We start from the raw sequence: 18298 nt of genomic DNA on the forward strand, positions 1-18298 counted from the left end.
GCTTGTCACATCCAATCCTGTCCTTGGAGTTCGATCAATTGGCGCAGTTCACCATCTGACATTTCAGTCAGCCACGTCTCACCGGACCCCACCACTTGCTCGGACAGTGCTTTCTTCTGCTCGATCAACTCGTCAATCCGCTCCTCAAGTGTTCCTTGGCTGATCAACTTATGCACTTGTACATTTTTGTTCTGTCCAATTCGGAACACTCGGTCAGTGGCTTGGTTCTCTACCGCCGGATTCCACCAGCGGTCATAGTGCAGCACATGGTTGGCACGTGTCAAATTCAGGCCGACTCCTCCTGCTTTCAATGAAAGCACGAAGAAGCTTGTACCTTCCCCTTCCTGAAAAGCACGGACCATCTCATCACGCTCTTTCTTCGGCACTCCACCGTGAAGAAATGCAGGTTCCTTGCCATATCGCTTCGCTAAGAACTTCACGAGCATCTCACCCATCCCCACATACTGTGTGAAGATCAACGCGGACTCTTCCACATCCGCAATACTGTCGAGAATTTCAAGTAGTCGCTGCATTTTACCCGAGGATTCCATTTTGGTTGAACGGTTGTCCTCTCCCCGCAGCAGCTGTGGATGGTCACAAATCTGCTTGAGCTTCGTCAGTGAGGACAGCACCAAGCCTTTGCGCGCCATACCCGAGCGATTCTCAAGCTGTCCCATCATTTCGTCGACTACCGCTTGATACATAGCCCCTTGCACCTCTGTAAGTGGGCAGTAAGACTTCATCTCCAGCTTCTCAGGCAGATCCTTACGGATATCCGGATCACTCTTAAGTCTGCGCAGCATGAATGGCGATACCAGTCTGTGCAGCTCCTGCAATCTCTCCTCCTGACCTTCCCCTAGCGCATAGCGTTGCCGGAAGGCATTGAACGAACCTAAGTAACCCGGATTAAGGAAATGGAAGATCGACCATAACTCAGCGAGTCGATTCTCAACCGGCGTACCAGTCATAGCGATTCGATGTGGTGCGGACAGCTTCATCACACTTTGCGCCTGTTTCGTACGATAATTTTTAATATACTGAGCTTCATCTAGAACCACACTAGACCAACTTATAGCCGATAGATCCCCGCCATCACGCCCAGCCAAATGATAGGTGGTGAGTATAATATGATATTGAAGCGCTTCTAGCTGGAACGATTCACCTCGCAGACGCCGTACACCGTGATGAATGTATAGTGACAGATCTGGTGCGAATCTCTGAATTTCACGTTGCCAGTTTCCGAGCAGTGAAGTAGGGCAGACGATCAATACAGGACCGCCGCTGCGCATAAGAGCCGTTTCACGTTCAGAGAGCTGCTCCCGCGGTTTATCCTCATTCTCATCCTTCTCTAGTTGCTGTTCTTCCCTTCTCCGGTCTAGCAGGCATGTAATAACCTGAATCGTCTTACCAAGACCCATATCGTCAGCAAGACACACGCCAAAACCTAAATCACGCATCACACTAAGCCACTGATAACCTCGCTCTTGATATGGTCTTAACTGACCGTGAAGCGATGAAGGAATCGAACGAGTAGGCAAACGGCGCTCTCCTTCTCCATCGAGCAGCGCTGACAGCAAGCCTGTCGTTTCCACTTCCTCGATAAAGAGCCCCTTCCACATGCGCTCTCCATCCATTTCTGCCGTCAGATGCATCCACTCTGACAGTTCCATTTCACCCTTCTCATGCTTCCTCATAAACTTTAGAACCTGATTAATCTCTTTCAGGTCCACTTCAATCCATTCGCCTCGAAACTCTATATAAGGCATATTGGCTTCTGCCAACGCCGTTAATTCTTCCTTCGTGAGCTGCTGCCCACCTACAGCTGCGGATACCTCAAAAGACACAAGATGCTCCATGCCGAGAACGGGCAGCTGATGGTCTACACCAACCCTTGAAGAGGATTCCTGCATCATTTTTAATGATAGCCCTACTCGGCGACGGCCCTCCCGGCTCCACTTGGATGGCATCTGAACCGTAACATTGGCGCGTGTGAGTCTCGGAACAGATTCCCTCATGAAGGAAGAGAGCTTCTCAAGCGGCAGTATCACGCCTTCCGGTGCAGGGCCAGACAATCCCTCAGACAGCTCTGCTGAATGTTCAGCGGCTTCTCCAATAGCGTTCAACAGCTGTTCTTGGACCGATGCATAAATACGTCCTCGAACCAACATATCCTTCTCTCGGCTGCTCCATATACTGCGAGCGGGCAGCAACATCCCTTCATCTTCACGGCTTCCAGCCCAAAAAGATAAACGCCAGTCCTTTTGCCCGTCTGTAAGCGGAGGCTCCAGACGAAGGCCTAACCGAATACTCCCGTTCTCAGGCGGCAAATCTTCGCCCTCCGTATAAGGTAGGGCCGTATGCCCAGCAACCTCAACTTCTTGAACCAATTCATGAACTTCTTCCGCAGCTCCCTGTACCGCAATCTCACGGCTTACGGTAAGCAGACTATTCCACCAAAGCTCTGTGAGCGGCGAACGCCCACGGCGGTAATCTCGCAAGTACGAAGAGAGCTTTCCTTCAATTGCCCTAACGGCTTCTCTCGCTTCAGCATCTATGATTGAGCAGAGGAAAGAGTAAAGTACAATAGCTCCTGCCTCTTCCCTTGTAGCTGGTTCGCTTCCAGCAAGTGCAGCGGGAACTCCAATGCATATGGGAGGTATATTCCCGGCTAACTGAAGAAAGCGTTCAGCATCTTCACCGATTAGCTGCGGCTTCCATACAGCCTTGATTACATGCATGGATGCACTACGTCGGCGTCCAGCCGTAGGAACCTCGGCCGTTCCCGGCGAAATTCTCCCTCGAAGCTGTAGTTCAAGCGCAAATTTAGCTGCTGTTACCCAGTATTCCATTTCTTCTCCCAGTACTAGACCCTGACTCTGATACAGATCAGCATCTAGAGACAACAGCATATTGAACGCATCCCCTGGAGTGAGAGCTAAACCTTCCATCGTTCGACCTCCGAGGGTTTTGCGCTCGTTGCGCCTCACATTCTTGACCACTGCCGATTGGACAGGATATCTCATTTCTGCCAATCGAAGTGCAGCATGTGCAAAAGGACGACTTCCGTCTTCCAGCTGCAACTTCCTTATGATTCTGCTCCATGCGTCTACTCTGGGTTCCGATACTTCACCGGAAAAACAAAAAAATGCGTCTCCTAGCCATACGCCATACAGCGGTTGATTCATCGTTGTCTCCTGTCTTTTTCCTGCTTTACAGATATTATTATTATCTTATACGAAAGCGGACTAATTTCAAAACAATATCCAATTAAAATAAACAATCGCCTTGTTTGGATAATTCCTTATATTTATGACACTTTTTGGTTTTCTCTTCGTAAATATCTATTATAACATTTTGTACGGGGAGGGATTTAGGATATGGGTACCGCTGTTGGTATTATAGGAATTTTCGGTTTATTAATTCCGTTACTGCTCTTTGGACTTCACATTGCGATCTGCGTCTGGGGCTATCGTGATGCACAAGCCAGGGGAAGAAGTTCTGAGTATGCTTTACTCATCGTTTTAGGGCTTCTATTCTTCCCGGTTGTAGGCCTCATTGTTTATCTTCTGATACGAAATAATTAACAGGATTCATCTATATCAGTCAACCTCCCATTATAATAACAAGAAGAGGTGTCCGCTTCCGTTTAACGGTAAGCTAAGACACCTCTTATTTATGCTTCTATCCAAGTAGTGATGGTTCTTACTTCGCTTTCAGACTTGCCCATGATTGTTCCAAGACCTCGAACAATTGCGTTTTATCTACATTACCTGCTACATACCCCTGCATTTGACTGCCAAACTCATTCATACCCCCGTCAGGGAATTTATTGAACTCCCAGCTTAGCGCCTTACCCTCTTGGCTATAGTTCATCACATCGGTTCCCAGATCACCCAACAGCTCCGTATTGGCTTTAATGGATTTAAAGGCAGGAATAAACTTAAAGTCTTCTGTGATATATTTCTTACCCGTCTCCGAGGTGACTAGCCAGTTCAAGAATTCTTTAGCTTCTTCCTTCATCTTGGAATTCTTGTTCACCACCCAGTTATTAGGTACACCTACCGGAAGTTTATCATTTTGCTCCGCATTGTCGTTAATCGGCATTGGTAGTAATCCAATGTTCAGATCAGGGTTGATACCATCAATCTGTACTTGCGTCCAGTTCCCGTTCTGAGTCATCGCTGCTTCTCCGCTAGCAAAGGTTGTAATTTCAGTGTTGTAATCGGTTGTCAGTGGATTCTTCTGACCATATTTCGTAGTAAGTTCAAACAGTTTAATCCACTCGTCGAATACAGGATTGCCTACTATTTTCTCAGTACCTTCATTCAGACCTTTCACAAACGCATTCGGGTCCGGCTGATGTGCAAAGCCGATATTTAGCAAGTGGTTAGCCAGAATCCAGGTTTCCTGATAACCATTTACAAATGGTGTGATACCTGCTTCTTGTAGCTTTTGAGCCGCTGCTTCCAGTTCTGATATGGTTTTTGGAAGCTCTGTAATTCCCGCTTTCGCGAATAGATCCTTGTTATAAATGAATCCGTATCCTTCAATAGCCATGGGTTGACCATACAACTTCCCGTCTTTTGTCATAGGTTCCTTAGCTACATCTACGACATCTCCAACCCATGGTTGATCAGATAGATCCTCAAGCTTCTCAAGCCATGTATCTAGATCTCTGTAACCACCGACATTAAAGATATCCGGCTCCTCACCAGAAGCGAATTGTGCCTTCAGTGCAGCGCCGTAGTCGGAACCACCACCTACAGTCTGAATATCCAGCTTAACACCTGGGTGTTCCTTCTCATAATCAGCCTTCATTCTACTCATCGCTTCCGCAATTTCAACCTTGAACTGGAATATTTTTAATGTCTTGGTTCCATTCTGATCACCAGCTGTTTCCTTACCTTCGTCCTTTGATCCACAACCCGCCAAAAGTGTTGAAAAGGCAAGCAACATAACCAGTGCAAATTTACTGTATTTCTTCATCAGTGAATCCTCCCTTTTTTGTTTATAGCCGTATCTAATATGAATGATCATTTCGCTTACTTCTTCAGTATAGAAAACCCTTCTCCTAAACATCAGAGACAATATTGATAAAAGAGGGAGAAGGAATTGACCACTATTTATCCCCTATCCTTTAACTGCCCCTGCCGTAATACCCTCAATGATATATTTCTGCATAGCCAAGAAGAATATAATGACTGGTGTAATACCAAGCACAAGGGCAGGCAAGGCGAGATCCCACTGCTTCGTATACTGTCCGAAGAAGGCAAATGTCGCGATCGGAATCGTCCGTAGCTCCGCTGAGGTCAGAATGAGGGATGGAAGTAGATAGTCATTCCAAATCCACAATGTGTTCAGAATGATGACCGTAACGAACATCGGCTTCATCAGCGGAAATACAACTCGGAAGAATACCCCATAAGGACTTGAGCCGTCAACCGTTGCCGCCTCTTCAATCTCCAGCGGAATTGATTTCGTAAATCCATGAAACAGAAATACACTCAGCGGCACTCCAAATCCCAAATAACACACAATAAGGCCGAACAAGCTGTTACCAAGCCCAAGTGTTGAAGTTACTTTAACAAGCGGTATCATGATCGATTGGAATGGAATGACCATCGCTGCCACAAACATCGCGAAGAGCAGTCTGTTAAACCGGGTATTCCTCCGTACCATCTGATAGGCGGTCATGGCGCTAAACAGAGCAAGCAATAGATTACTCACTACCGTAACGATGAGCGAATTCACAAGTGCAGATGGAAACTTCGTAATCGTCCAGGCACGGGAGTAGTTGCTCCACTCCAAGGTTACGGGTAAGCCGGCTGAGTCGGTAAGCAGATTACCGAAGGTCTTAACCGAATTTACAAATAGAAAGTAGAATGGAACCAGAAACAATAGCGCGATAACAATCATGATCATTTCTGTAATGAGCGTAGTAGCCTTGTATTTTTTGATCGTATCCATTAGGCTTCTACCTCCTTACTCTTCGTGAATCGAACCTGCAGACTTGTAATAACAGCAACAACAATAAAGAAGATGACCGCTTTAGCAGTTCCAAGGCCCAGACGGCTATTCGTGAAAGCCTCGTTATAAATATTCATTGCAACCGATTCCGTAGAGCCAAATGGTCCTCCCTTGGTAAGGGAGAGGTTCAGGTCAAACATTTTGAATGACCAAGAGATGGCCAGAAACATACAGACCGTGACAGCTGGCATAACAAGGGGTAGAATGATAGTCCGAAGCACCTGAGCACGACTTGCACCATCAATTTCCGCCGCTTCCAGAATATCTTTGGGTACGTTATTAAGTGACGAAATATAGATCACCATCAAATAACCAGCAGTTTGCCATACAAATACAATGACGATGGCCCAGAAGGCCGTTCCTTTTGTACCCAGCCAAGGTAGTGTAAAGAAGGAAATGTCGGTCAGGTTGCCGATTGCTGTAAACCCTTTCACAAAAATGAACTGCCATATGAATCCAAGTAATAAACCGCCGATCACATTCGGCATAAAGAAGATCGTTCTGAGCACATTTCGGGTCTTCAAAGGCTTTGTCAGTAAATAAGCTAAGAAAAAACCGAGCAAATTCGTAAAGATGACCCCAAGCACGGTAAATCGAGTCGTAAATCCAAAGGCATCTCTGAATTTAGGATCATTCGTAAAAATCGTTATAAAGTTGTCCAAGCCGACCCACTTGACCTGATCCGATACCCCGTTCCAGTTGGTAAATGAATAATACAAGCCCAGCAGGAATGGAACGATCATGATAAGAACGAAAAAAATGGTGGAGGGTCCCACGAAAACGAGTTGTTGTATCCACCTTGAAGCTTTCTTCCGTTGCATTCTGATCTCCCCCTTTTCTATACTTTGGTTAATATGTAATACCATTATCCTGTAGTCTAGAGCTGTAAAACACTGAGGATCATGAACCATTAGGAGTAATATATTGACCTTTTTGATCTGTTCCAAGTTGAAACACTGAGGTGACCTTATGAAAATGCGTAGTATTCGTACAAGGCTTATTCAATTCATGCTTGCCGTCACAACCATCCCCTTGCTGCTGTCACTTGTCATCACCTTGTTTCATACCCGGGAATCCGTGAAGGAGCAGACCGTGAATGAAAACGAGAGGCTTATCTACCAAGGGAAAACGAACTTGTCCAACTATTTAAATAATATTAATCGCGCTTCTCTTTCCGTATACTCTGATCCTCATTTTCTTCGTAATCTGGCACTTAGTCCGGATAACTACCGAGTAGTTGCTGAAATTTATACCATGCTTCAAACCATCTTGATCACGAATCGGGATATTTATCAGGTATACCTTCATAACAATCTGTCCTATCAATCTACCCAAGTTACGAACGGTGTCCCCCGCCGGGAATATCGCTCAGAGTCATACCGCCGATTGGAGGACTTCGGAACGGGTGATACCGCTATTGAGCCTGTACATCTAAGTCACAGTTACGGTTTCACGCCAAGACCGGCTGATTTGTCTAATGAGAATGTGTTTACATTTTATCGTTCAATCACGAATATCCCCTCCAAAGATCAGCAGGCATTACTCGCGATCGATGTAAAATTAGATAGCATTAACGAAATTTGCGAGCAGCTCTACGCTGAGGGTGAGGAGCAGTTGTATTTGATCGATAACAAGGGTGTTGTAATATACAGCGGACAACCAGATGAAATTGGAACAACACTGAACGACAAAATGCTGATGAATGAAATTTCTTCTAAGGAGAGGGGCTATTATGATGGCAGTAAGGCGATGAGTATATACGAAAAGCTCGATGTGCCATTTGCCCCCTGGACTTTGGTGAAACAAATTCCGCACCAGTCTTTGTATAAAAATTCTACGGAGCTGACAAGCATCAATGTCATTATTGCGGCATTAGCACTTCTAACTGTCATTTTCGGGACACTATGGATTTCAATTCGTATTACAAAACCCATTAAACAACTTGCGAGTTACATGAATCAGGTGCAAACTGGCCGGCTGGACATCGAAATCGATGTAAAAAGCCCGGATGAGATCGGAGCATTAGCCCGGCGCTTCCGCCAGATGATGGACACCATCAATAACCTAATTCTTCGAGAATACAAGCTTGAAATTGCAAACAAGACGAACCAGTTAAAAGCGCTTCAGGCACAGATCGACCCTCACTTCCTATATAATTCATTGCAGTCGATTGGCACGTTAGCCCTTCAGCATAACGTACCTCGAATTTATTCACTTCTGTCCTCTCTCGCCGACATCATGCGCTATAACATGCGGAACAGTGAGGCAATGGTTACACTTCGAGATGAACTTAATCATCTTGAGCTCTATCTTGAGCTCCAGAAAGAGCGTTTTGGTGATCAGCTTGAGGTGGTATGGGATATCGATCCGGAAAGCCTCGGGTCGCCAGTTCCTAAAATGGTTCTGCAACCTATTGCTGAGAATTATTTCAAACATGGAATGGATAATCGAGCAGGGCGTGGAAGACTAACTGTTTCAACAAATGTGAGCGAAGATGGTCGTCTCCGCATCCGGATAGAGAATAACGGAGCTTCGATTGATATTGAAGAATTGACTAAGCTTCAGGACATGCTTCTTCATGCCTCCAGGAATGAGGAAGCAGATACCGGGTATTCCATTGGACTGAACAATGTGTTGATGCGGCTTAATTTATACTCCGATAATACCGCTCTGCTCTCCGTCGAGAATGTGGAGCCCCAAGGTGTTGCTGTCACCTTAGAAATAAACGTAAGGGGAGTGTAACTGCAGATGAAAACATTACTTGTAGATGATGAGAAACACGTCAGAGACGCTATTCGATTGTTAGCACATTGGGATGAGCTCGGAATTACGGAAATTCTAGAAGCTGCTGATGGTGAAGAAGCTATAGGATTGATCCAAGAGCACACTCCCCAGATTGTATTAACCGACATGCGTATGCCCCGAAAGGATGGGACCGAGCTCTTAACCTGGATTCATGCCTATATGCCAGAGATCAAAGTGATTGTCGTCAGTGGGTATGATGACTTTGAATACGTTCGACATACGATCCTCCATGGAGGGATGGATTATATACTGAAACCTGTCAACCCCGTTGCCTTAAACGAAGCGCTCAAAAAAGCAGCAACATCTTGGTACCGTGACGAAGAGAAACGCCACCTTCATACGATTCAAAAGATCGAAATGAATCAGATGAAGCCACTGTATATAGAGCGTCTTTGGACTGACCTGATTCAGGGACAAGGAAATAAGGATTCGCGAATGGAACAGCTCAAAGATCGAATACCGCTTCCAGCCCATATTACTACCTGTTCTGTAGCAGTCATTAGTGATATCCATTTCGACATAGATCTTCTTTCTAAGTTTCGAAACCGGCGTGACCTACTTGCCTTCACGCTGGTCAATATTTGTAATGAGATGCTAAAGGATACAGGAACGGCCTTCCGCCATATGGATAAACCAGGAATCATTATCATTCTCTACTGGGGTGACACCAATTTCTTATCAACAATTCTTAACGAGATAAACAATGGCATTTATTCCACGCTTCGGCGTTATGTCCACTTTGGGATAGCAAGCACAACAGATTTCCCTGAGCATCTGCCGAAGGCATACCAAGAGGCGGAACAAGCACTCTGGTGCCGTAATTTGCTAATTAACGATTCCCGTATCCACAGTGGACGTTGTGTAGAGAGCAGTGGTGCTAGGAACTTAAGAATGGGTTCCTTCGAAGAGAAATTCCGACTAGCTGCCCTAAGTGGTCATAAAGAACAGATTGAATCTGCTGTCAATCAATGGATAGTTGAAGTACAGAAGCAAGGGGCAGTCTCCCCCGAACATCTTAACCGCTGGAATGCGGAGCTGGATTGGCTACAACATGCATGGACTGAGCCAGAAGAAACCGGGGATCAGACACCTGTAGAAGATGATGAAATATCTCAAGACCTCCCTTCTCCCCTGCCATTCGATGAACAGGGGATGCTCTCTTGGGACCGATGGAAGACGCAAATTACAGGGCGTATTCATGCAGCATCAAGAATGATGACTCCAATGCATTCGAAGGAAAATCACATTATCCATGACATAGCGCGTTACCTGGAGAATTCGTATCATGAGGAGATTTCTTTGCAGGATATTGCATCACGTTTCTTTTTAAGCAGGGAATATATTTCTCGTAAATTCAGACAGGAATTTGGCGTCACATTATCCGATTTTCTTGGAAGAATACGCATAGATAAGGCAAAATTACTGCTTCTCAACCCTCATTTAAGAATGGTTCAAATCGCTGAGATGGTTGGGTATCAAGACGAGAAGTATTTCAGCAAAGTCTTCAAGAAGCTTGAAGGCCAGACACCCAATGATTACCGAAAAGAACAATCCGTGTAACCTTCGTTTTAAGTTAAGGCTTGATTTCAATGAATTTGGGTATATTCAGTATAGTGAATGAATCGTGAATACCTTGAAAATATCCATCATAAAATCATCCAATACCTTATAAGGAGGAGTTTTCATGTACCGAACCAATCCGTTTCGATGGTGGAACGCTCTAGCCTATGCTGCGGTTATTACCGTCAATATCCTGTCCAATGCGCTTCCACTCGGCGGTCGTAGTACCAAAGAAATATCGGATCAGTATTATATTTATATGACTCCTGCAGGCTATGCTTTTATCATTTGGTCTTTAATTTATCTACTGCTGGGTGGATTTGTTATCTACCAAATACGCAGAGACACAGGGACGCGCGATTCAATTCGTCATATCGGCATATGGTTTATTCTAAGTTGCGTATTCAACATGACATGGCTTTTCCTATGGCATTACCTTTATATCGAGTGGTCCGTAATCGCGATGCTGCTGCTTGTCATTTCAGTGGGTATCATATACCGAAAAACGCGCCATATTGCATATCCTACAACAGGAGAAAAGCTGCTTGTAAAACTCCCCTTCAGTATTTATCTAGGTTGGATCTGTGCCGCATTTCTAGTCAATGTGGGAATCGTTATTCATAAAAATGGATGGTCCCCGTTAGGGCTTACGGAGCTTGGCTGGAGTATTACCTTACTATGTATTGGCGCAGTTATAGCCTTTTTGATCAGTTATCCTAGCCGTGACAGCATCCTACCTTTAGTATTCGTCTGGGCATATATCGCCATTGCCGTTGAACATAAGGATGTGGATCGTATTCTGCTCACTGCCTTTATTCTGGCTGCTGTCTTATTCATTTATTCCATATGGTTATTCTTCACTCGAAATAAAGCGCGAAACTAAAACAAAAGGGAGCTGTCACCACACGATCAGGCATTCTAGTCGCGTAGTGGAACAGCTCCCTTACCTATTTAGAGAAAACTATTTCTTAACTGCAATAACCTCAATTTCCACAAGACCATCCTTAGGAAGACGAGCCACCTCAACAGCACTTCGCGCTGGGTACGGCTCAGCGAAGAAGCTACCATACACTTCGTTCATCGCAGCAAAATCATTCATGTCCTTCAGGAATACCGTTGTCTTAATTACCTGATCCAATGTGGTTCCAGCAGCCTCCAGAATTGCCTTTACATTGTTTAGCGAGTATCTTGTCTGTTCAGCAACGCCTTCTCCGAACTCTCCTGTCTCTGGATTTAAACCGAGTTGACCAGATGTGTAGACCATCCCGTTAACTTCAACACCTTGGCTATAAGGTCCAATCGCTCCAGGAGCCTTCGTAGTCGATATAATATTCTTCGTCATATGTAATTCCCCTTTCTTAAACCATATTTCTTATTCCATCATAAATGATCTGCAATCATTCGCCCAGTACATGAATAACATCGTTCGGATATACATGATTTCCTCTTGTATTGGTCATCGAAATGTTAACCATAGCTTTCGCAACCTTGGAAGCCGGTATAGCACGGTACGAGGCAAGGCGCCCCTTAAATATGAAGTCCAGCTTCGTCATGAGCACAGAAGCCAAATCTTCTCCAAGCCGTCTTTCAGCCCGGCCTCCAAGTAAGAGTGATGGACGAAACAGATGGAGTCCCGGAAACTGAAGGGAACATAAAGCCTCCTCCATCTCTCCCTTAACCTGACTATAAAAAACTTTAGACTTCGGATCAGCGCCCATACTGCTCACAGCGAGAAATTGACGTACCTGTGCCTGCTTGGCCAGTCTGGCTCCAGCAAGCACATAGTCAAGATCAACTTTGCGAAACTGTTGTTGTGAGCCGGCTTTCTTAATCGTTGTTCCTAGAGCGCTGAATACACTATGCACACCCTCAAAAGCTTCTTCATATTGATCCAGCTTGTCCCAATCTGTCTCAATTACTGTCACTTTGGGATGGACGATGTCTAACGGACGTCTAACCAGGAGCCGCACCTCGCTGATGTGATCACGATTCAGCAGCTCCAGGGTCACCTGACGTCCGACAAGTCCCGTCGCTCCCATAACGAGTGATGTCATCCCCATGGAAGCCCCCCCTTTTTCCTCTACTATAAGTAATAGTCCCTACGCCGCTTGAAGTACTTTACGTCCGAGCGTAAAAGCCGTTAGCAGCATGATTACGCCAACAATGGTCTGAAATCCGTACTGCTGAATCCATGCCGGGGTACCCTCCATCCATTTGAATACTTGCCCACCAATCATAGGACCTAAGAATGATGCTAGCCCTGTGATTGCTGAATACATGGCAATGAACATCGGTCGCTCGCCCTTCGGTGTATCTCCAATCATAAAGTTAAACGCTAACTGATTGAATCCTCCGACTCCAGCACCTAAAAGGATGTGAGATAGCACGAGGACCGGAATGATCGGTAGAATAGATATGAGGCCCCAGGACAAACAAGACATGGCAATCAAAGGAAGCGTCCAATATAACAATGTCCGATTGCTGAAACGTGCGTTCAAGTTCCCCCACACATAGAATCCCACCATCATGATTGCAGTCTGAACTACAGTCATAATCGACATAACGGAATAAGAGATATGGAGTACATCTAGCATAGCATAAGAATATAGTGGGACGACAAGCGTCTGTAAAAACAACCATGCTCCCAGAAATAGTGTAGATTTAATAAATGGCTGGTCCGAGAGTGGCTTTCGTACCATCGGCCAAAATCTTCGTTCTTTCGAACGTTCAAATGGTGGATCCGGGTAAAAGAAGAATAATGTTAAATTCGCCGCGATAGCAATCCAAGCAATAATGAACAAGATTAGAAATCCCATACCACCCGGATAACGATCTAGAATCACCCCACCAACAAACAGAACGAGCGCGCCTAAAGCATTCAATATCGTATTCCGAATGCCAAAATAGCGCCCCCGAATCTTAGCTGGAACCATGTCACTTATGATCGAAGTCCAGAGTATCCCTGATACTGTACCTGTAATAAAAGCACCCATGTACATAACCAAAAACGTAGGAATCCACCATTTCTCTTGAAAGACAAATGGTATAACTCCCGTTGCACCCCACATTAATCGGTTTAAGATGGTAAACACAATCATTGATTTCTTCCTGTACTGTAACCGTTGAATCAAATAAGCTGCCAAGATCTGAATAACATTAAAAAACGTCGTAACGGCAAGCACAAACCCAACTTCTCTTGATTCAGCACCCAAATACAGCAAATAGCCTGTTAAGAACGGTCCTCCCAGCAACGTCTGATAGATGACGGCCGGAACACCTTCCCAAGTAGCTGTTAACAAGTGTTTTCTCTGACTGGAAACCACCCGATGCGGTCTGTGCATAACTCTTACAGCCTTGATGGGGATACACTCCTTTGATGTCTTATAATGGCTGATTAAACTCTCTTTGACCCCATTCTACACCTGCATCTTCCACTGTCAATAAGGTACAGAAAATATTGTATGTACCCGCTTACATCGGTTTCCAGTAATACAAAAAAACGGACGCTGCTTATTAAAAGCGGCATCCGTTTTTTCCTTGCTCTAAGCGCGATTCACACGTTTCATCAAAGCTGACAACCTAGACACAAGCGGCTTCCACTCGCTCTGAAACCACCCGCTAGAATGGACTGCTGTATCCGATGTGAGCCCCACTTTTAATTCGGCACATTCACTTTCCATCAACAGAAGAGGCTCTTCACTTATCATCTTATAATACCTCAGGTGATAAGTACTGACGGTGTCGCCATGTAAGGTGACTACCGTATCATCACGAATTTCGATTATCTTGCCAGTCACAACCTTGGTACCATACATGACAAGTCCTCTCCTTTGATGGAATCAAATTGCCTGATGATCTAGTGCCTTCTAGTCACGAAAACGGGCACTCCAATCTGTATATTCGCGCTCTGCCGCATCTTTGGAATGTCCATAACGTTCTTGAAGCTTGCCTACCAGCTTATCCTTTTCACCTGCAACCACATCAAGGTCATCATCGGTCAATTTGCCCCACTGCTTCTTAGCCTCACCTTTGAGTTGATTCCATTTCCCTTTGAATACGTTGTTATCCATTCCCATTCACTCCTCTATTCGTCATTCTCTATATTTTGGGATTACCCGAGTGGCCCCCATCTGAATCCTAAATAGCCTTTCATTTCAGTAATTCGAGCCTGATATCGCCTAAAAATAATTAAATTTTAATTAAAAACTCAGGTTTTAAATAATTAGTGATTATTTTCACATTAAAGTCTTTTTTTATATGCTAAGATTCCATCGAATGGTAGTCATAGCGACTCACCTTTCCAAGCTTTTACCGGGTAAAAAGCCGCATATGTCTTATCACGTTAGAACGGAATAAGGTACTATGTCTAGCGCCGTATTCCGGGAATATCTTACGTTGTTAAAATGTTTCAACATTTTAATACCATATTTTTCACCAAAATATTAAATAAATAGTGGAGGTCATCTGTATGAAAAAGAAATTGTCCATCATTTTGTCCGGCACACTGATCCTTGGCGGTCTACTCGCAGGTTGTGGAGGAGACAAAGCTCCCGAAGCGAACGATACAAACAAGCCTCAGACGGAAGCACCTGCTGGTGATGTAAAAGTAGGAGAATACAAAGACGGAACTTACTTCGCACAAGGTGAAATGAATGAGAAATCGGGTTGGCAGTCCAATGTAACCCTTAAAGTAGAAGGCGGAAAAATCACTGACGTGGATTGGAACGCTACGAATATTAAAGCCGGACCTGATAAGAAAACTGTATCTGAATCCGGTGAGTATGGCATGAAGGCAGGCGGCGCTCAAGCTGAATGGCATGAGCAAGCTGAGAAAGCAGAGCAGTTCCTGATCGAGAAGCAAGATCCTAAAGCCATTACGGTGAACGATGAAGGTAAAACTGACGCAATCAGCGGTGTTTCCATCAGCGTAGACGAGTTCGCAGAACTTGCTCAAAAAGCACTGCAGGCTGGCCCAACCGAAGCTGGTCCATACAAAGATGGTGCCTATCACGCTGAAGGTGAGATGGATGCAAACAGCGGCTGGAAATCAACCGTTGATCTGACCGTTGTTAACGGTAAAGTTGTTGCAGCTTACTTTAGCGGCGTTAACGCAGCAGGTGAAGACAAACAAGACTTCTCCAAAGAAGGTAAATATGGCATGAAGGAAAAAGGCGGTGCTCAAGCTGAATGGCACGAACAAGTTCAAAAAGCACAGCAATTCTTCCTTGAGAACCAAGGTGTAGGTAGCGTAAGCTTCAACGACGAAGGTAAAACGGATGGAATTAGTGGTGTTTCCATCGGTGTTCAAGAATACTTCAAACTGGCTGAAAAGGCACTTGAAGGAGCTAAATAATCGTTTGAAAGAATAGACTACATGCAGAAGATCGGGAGTTAGCTCCCGCTTCTGCCCTTTATAACACACTGTAACTAATGAGGTGACGATTGTGAAAAGGATTGTTTTATTAGGCGGCGGTTATGGCGGCGTTCTAACAGCGAAAAAGCTGGCTAAAAAGTTTAAAAAGAGTAAAGATGTTCAGATTACACTGATCGATCGCAATCCATATCATACTCTGCTGACTGAACTTCATGAAGTAGCATGTAACCGGACACCAGAGGATTCGGTAAAGATTGATCTTAAAAAGATATTTGCAGGGCAAAATGTAAATGTCGTACTGGATGAAATCAATAACATCGACTTCGATGGTAAGAAATTGACTTCAGAAACAGCTGTTTATGAATATGACTACCTGGTCATTGGTACTGGATGTAAGCCAACCTTCTTTGGCATCCCAGGTGCAGAGGAAAATGCATTTACCCTCTGGTCCTTTGAAGATGCTGTTCGCTTGAAAGAACAAATTCGTCACAGCTTCCGTGAAGCAGCTAAAGAGCTGGACCCTGCAGTACGCAAGTCCAAACTCTCCTTCGTTGTTGTAGGTGCTGGTTTTACGGGTGTCGAACTTATCGGCGAAATGGCTGAGTTCCGCGATGAGCTGTGCAAAGAATTTTATATCGATAAATCGGAAGTTCGACTCGTTGTTGCTGATATGGCACCAAAAATCTTGCCAATCCTGCCAGATAAGCTGATTGCTAAATCTGAGAAACGTCTTCAAAAAATGGGTGTTGAGATCATCACCGGAGCTAAAATCACTGGTGTCGGTGAAGACCGCGTCATTCTTGGAGAAGGCAAAGAAATCATTGCAAGTACGATTGTCTGGACTGCTGGTGTCGAAGGTTCCGATCTTGTCGGAAACCTGGATCTTGAACAACAAGGTCGTAAGCGTATCGTAACCAACGACAAGCTGCAAAGTGTTGATCATGAAAATGTGTACATCGTAGGCGATAACATTTTCTTCATCCCTGAAGGTGAGACTCGCCCTGTACCGCAAATGGTTGAGAACGCTGAGCATGCGGCTCCACTCATCGCACACAACTTGCACGCAGATATTACAGGCGGAACCAAGAAATCTTATAAACCAGCGTTCCACGGAACTATGGTCTGCATTGGTAGCCGCTACGGTGTCGCAAATGTAGGACTGCCGAATAAAATGTTCATGCTGACCGGATTCATGGCGATGCTGTCCAAACACTTCATTAATATGTTCTACCTGTTTACCGTTGCTGGATTCAATAAAGTATGGACTTATATGATGCATGAGTTCTTCCATGTTAATAACCGTAGAAGCTTTGTCGGAGGACATTTCTCGAAGCGTTCCCCGAATTTCTGGCTCGTTCCACTTCGTATTTATCTTGGGGTTATGTGGCTGACAGAAGGCTGGGAGAAGTTGCTTAAAATTATCGATGATCCGAACCGCATTTTCTTAATCCCTCCTGCTCCAACAGCAGATGGAACAACTGCAGCCAGCCAAGCAGTGGAAGCTGTTACTCAAACTGTAGATGCACAAACTGCTGCTTCTGCAGTATCGACTGCCAAGGATGCTGTTGAAGCCTTGCCGGTACCTGGATTCATCAGTGACATGGTAAGTGGATTTATGGATATGTTCTTCTATACAGCAGATGGCGGTTACACAGGTCTTGCTTCTGTATTCCAAATCGGCATGGTTGCAGCTGAGATCGTGTTCGGTCTAATGCTTATCGCTGGTCTGTTCACAGCCGTAGCTTCCATTGGTACCATCGCAATGGGTGTTATGATCTGGACATCCGGTATGGCTCCTTATGAAATGTTATGGTTCGTAACTGCTGGTATTGCAACAATTGGCGGAGCAGGAAGCACATTTGGTCTTGACTACTACGTATTACCTTGGCTCAAAAAACATTGGAAGAACGTTCCTCTGGTGAAAAGATGGTACTTGTATACTGATTAGGAAACGATATTGATGATAAGACGGAAGTCATGTGCATGTCATATTGCATATGACTTCCGTTGTAACTACAGAATTATTTAAGGACTTTGATCCGCAAAACGTCTTCGAAGGAGTGGGCTTTTATGAATTCTCGACTGATGAACGATACCTTCCGTCTACTGCAAGAAGAATGGTCCCCAATCGCCGGAATCATTCTCGATGTTCCTTGTCGTGATATGAACCGGATGGCTGACGTGCTGGATCCTCATCAGTTGGAGCCTGAGCGGCAGACGGTTCTAATGGCCCTCTACAGCTTGCTCTACATGGCACAGGAGCGTCATCGCAACTGTTCCTTCAGTGATCCCGAACTGACCAAACATATATTGGATGGTGACTATCTATATAGTTTCTATCTACAGTTAGCCATCAAGTACCGCGAGACCGATCTTGTGTGTTATCTGTCTCCTGTACTCAAACGGCAGCAGATCGCTTTAGCTGAAGGACGCTTCGTAGATGAAGATCTAACGAAACAATTCGAGACATTTCTGTGTGGAGAATTTAAGCACAAGCAGGCAGGTAGAGCCATGTAGCGGGGAGGAATCCGA

16 protein-coding genes are annotated in these 18298 nt (G+C 44.9%); 7 read left to right on the top strand and 9 right to left on the bottom strand.

All coding sequences use genetic code 11. From position 1 onward, the window contains the following. Positions 1 to 5 precede the first annotated feature (5 nt). Positions 6 to 3185 carry a DEAD/DEAH box helicase gene (locus tag AC3WJJ_RS16305; RefSeq protein ID WP_492542302.1) on the bottom strand — a complete coding sequence of 1060 codons (3180 nt, stop codon included), beginning with the start codon at positions 3183 to 3185 and terminating at the stop codon, positions 6 to 8. Between the two features lie 192 nt (positions 3186 to 3377). Here AC3WJJ_RS16305 and AC3WJJ_RS16310 point away from each other — a divergent pair, with 192 nt between their 5' ends. Then, positions 3378 to 3584 (top strand): PLDc N-terminal domain-containing protein, encoded by a 207-nt coding sequence (locus AC3WJJ_RS16310; RefSeq protein ID WP_422659628.1) that lies wholly within the window; start codon positions 3378 to 3380, stop codon positions 3582 to 3584. A gap of 118 nt (positions 3585 to 3702) precedes the next feature. On the opposite strand, the gene AC3WJJ_RS16315 is transcribed toward AC3WJJ_RS16310, so the two are convergent. From AC3WJJ_RS16315 to AC3WJJ_RS16325, 3 genes are all read right to left on the bottom strand, one after another. Continuing rightward, the gene (locus AC3WJJ_RS16315) at positions 3703 to 4986 is read right to left on the bottom strand and encodes an ABC transporter substrate-binding protein (protein WP_492542304.1); all 1284 of its coding nucleotides are present in this window, start codon (positions 4984 to 4986) and stop codon (positions 3703 to 3705) included. A 144-nt stretch (positions 4987 to 5130) separates the two neighbouring features. Next, entirely contained in the window at positions 5131 to 5967 is an 837-nt protein-coding gene (locus AC3WJJ_RS16320) for a carbohydrate ABC transporter permease (protein ID WP_492542306.1), read from the bottom strand. Further along, positions 5967 to 6848, bottom strand: a complete 882-nt coding sequence (locus AC3WJJ_RS16325) for a carbohydrate ABC transporter permease (protein WP_492542308.1) — start codon at positions 6846 to 6848, stop codon at positions 5967 to 5969. Before AC3WJJ_RS16325 ends, AC3WJJ_RS16320 begins: the two co-directional genes overlap by 1 nt. Positions 6849 to 6996: 148 nt before the next feature. Here AC3WJJ_RS16325 and AC3WJJ_RS16330 point away from each other — a divergent pair, with 148 nt between their 5' ends. The 3 genes from AC3WJJ_RS16330 to AC3WJJ_RS16340 all read left to right on the top strand — a co-directional run bounded on the left by AC3WJJ_RS16330 (position 6997) and on the right by AC3WJJ_RS16340 (position 11275). Then, positions 6997 to 8769, top strand: a complete 1773-nt coding sequence (locus AC3WJJ_RS16330; RefSeq protein ID WP_492542309.1) for a cache domain-containing sensor histidine kinase — start codon at positions 6997 to 6999, stop codon at positions 8767 to 8769. A gap of 6 nt (positions 8770 to 8775) precedes the next feature. Next, entirely contained in the window at positions 8776 to 10392 is a 1617-nt protein-coding gene (locus AC3WJJ_RS16335) for a response regulator transcription factor (RefSeq protein ID WP_492542311.1), read from the top strand. A gap of 124 nt (positions 10393 to 10516) precedes the next feature. Next, positions 10517 to 11275: a TspO-related membrane protein gene (locus AC3WJJ_RS16340; protein ID WP_492542313.1), complete on the top strand. Its 759-nt coding sequence runs from the start codon at positions 10517 to 10519 to the stop codon at positions 11273 to 11275. Between the two features lie 78 nt (positions 11276 to 11353). On the opposite strand, the gene AC3WJJ_RS16345 is transcribed toward AC3WJJ_RS16340, so the two are convergent. The 5 genes from AC3WJJ_RS16345 to AC3WJJ_RS16365 all read right to left on the bottom strand — a co-directional run bounded on the left by AC3WJJ_RS16345 (position 11354) and on the right by AC3WJJ_RS16365 (position 14462). Next, a complete protein-coding gene (locus AC3WJJ_RS16345) occupies positions 11354 to 11734 on the bottom strand; it encodes a RidA family protein (protein ID WP_422659621.1) in 381 nt (126 codons plus the stop codon). Between the two features lie 55 nt (positions 11735 to 11789). After that, entirely contained in the window at positions 11790 to 12452 is a 663-nt protein-coding gene (locus tag AC3WJJ_RS16350) for an oxidoreductase (RefSeq protein WP_492542315.1), read from the bottom strand. A 39-nt stretch (positions 12453 to 12491) separates the two neighbouring features. Continuing rightward, positions 12492 to 13733, bottom strand: a complete 1242-nt coding sequence (locus AC3WJJ_RS16355; RefSeq protein ID WP_492542317.1) for an MFS transporter — start codon at positions 13731 to 13733, stop codon at positions 12492 to 12494. Positions 13734 to 13934: 201 nt separating this feature from the next. Beyond that, positions 13935 to 14207 (bottom strand): hypothetical protein, encoded by a 273-nt coding sequence (locus tag AC3WJJ_RS16360; RefSeq protein ID WP_492542319.1) that lies wholly within the window; start codon positions 14205 to 14207, stop codon positions 13935 to 13937. A gap of 51 nt (positions 14208 to 14258) precedes the next feature. Beyond that, a complete protein-coding gene (locus tag AC3WJJ_RS16365; RefSeq protein WP_422659617.1) occupies positions 14259 to 14462 on the bottom strand; it encodes a CsbD family protein in 204 nt (67 codons plus the stop codon). Between the two features lie 398 nt (positions 14463 to 14860). On the opposite strand from AC3WJJ_RS16365, the gene AC3WJJ_RS16370 reads away from it, so the two are divergent. From AC3WJJ_RS16370 to AC3WJJ_RS16380, 3 genes are all read left to right on the top strand, one after another. Then, positions 14861 to 15745, top strand: a complete 885-nt coding sequence (locus tag AC3WJJ_RS16370; protein ID WP_492542321.1) for an FMN-binding protein — start codon at positions 14861 to 14863, stop codon at positions 15743 to 15745. 91 nt (positions 15746 to 15836) lie between these two features. Then, positions 15837 to 17714, top strand: a complete 1878-nt coding sequence (locus tag AC3WJJ_RS16375; RefSeq protein ID WP_492542323.1) for an FAD-dependent oxidoreductase — start codon at positions 15837 to 15839, stop codon at positions 17712 to 17714. 122 nt (positions 17715 to 17836) lie between these two features. Next, complete coding sequence (locus AC3WJJ_RS16380) at positions 17837 to 18283, top strand: hypothetical protein (protein WP_422659614.1); 447 nt, start codon at positions 17837 to 17839, stop codon at positions 18281 to 18283. The last annotated feature ends 15 nt before the right edge of the window (positions 18284 to 18298 follow it).

This window comes from Paenibacillus sp. FW507-14B1B, assembly GCF_058781425.1.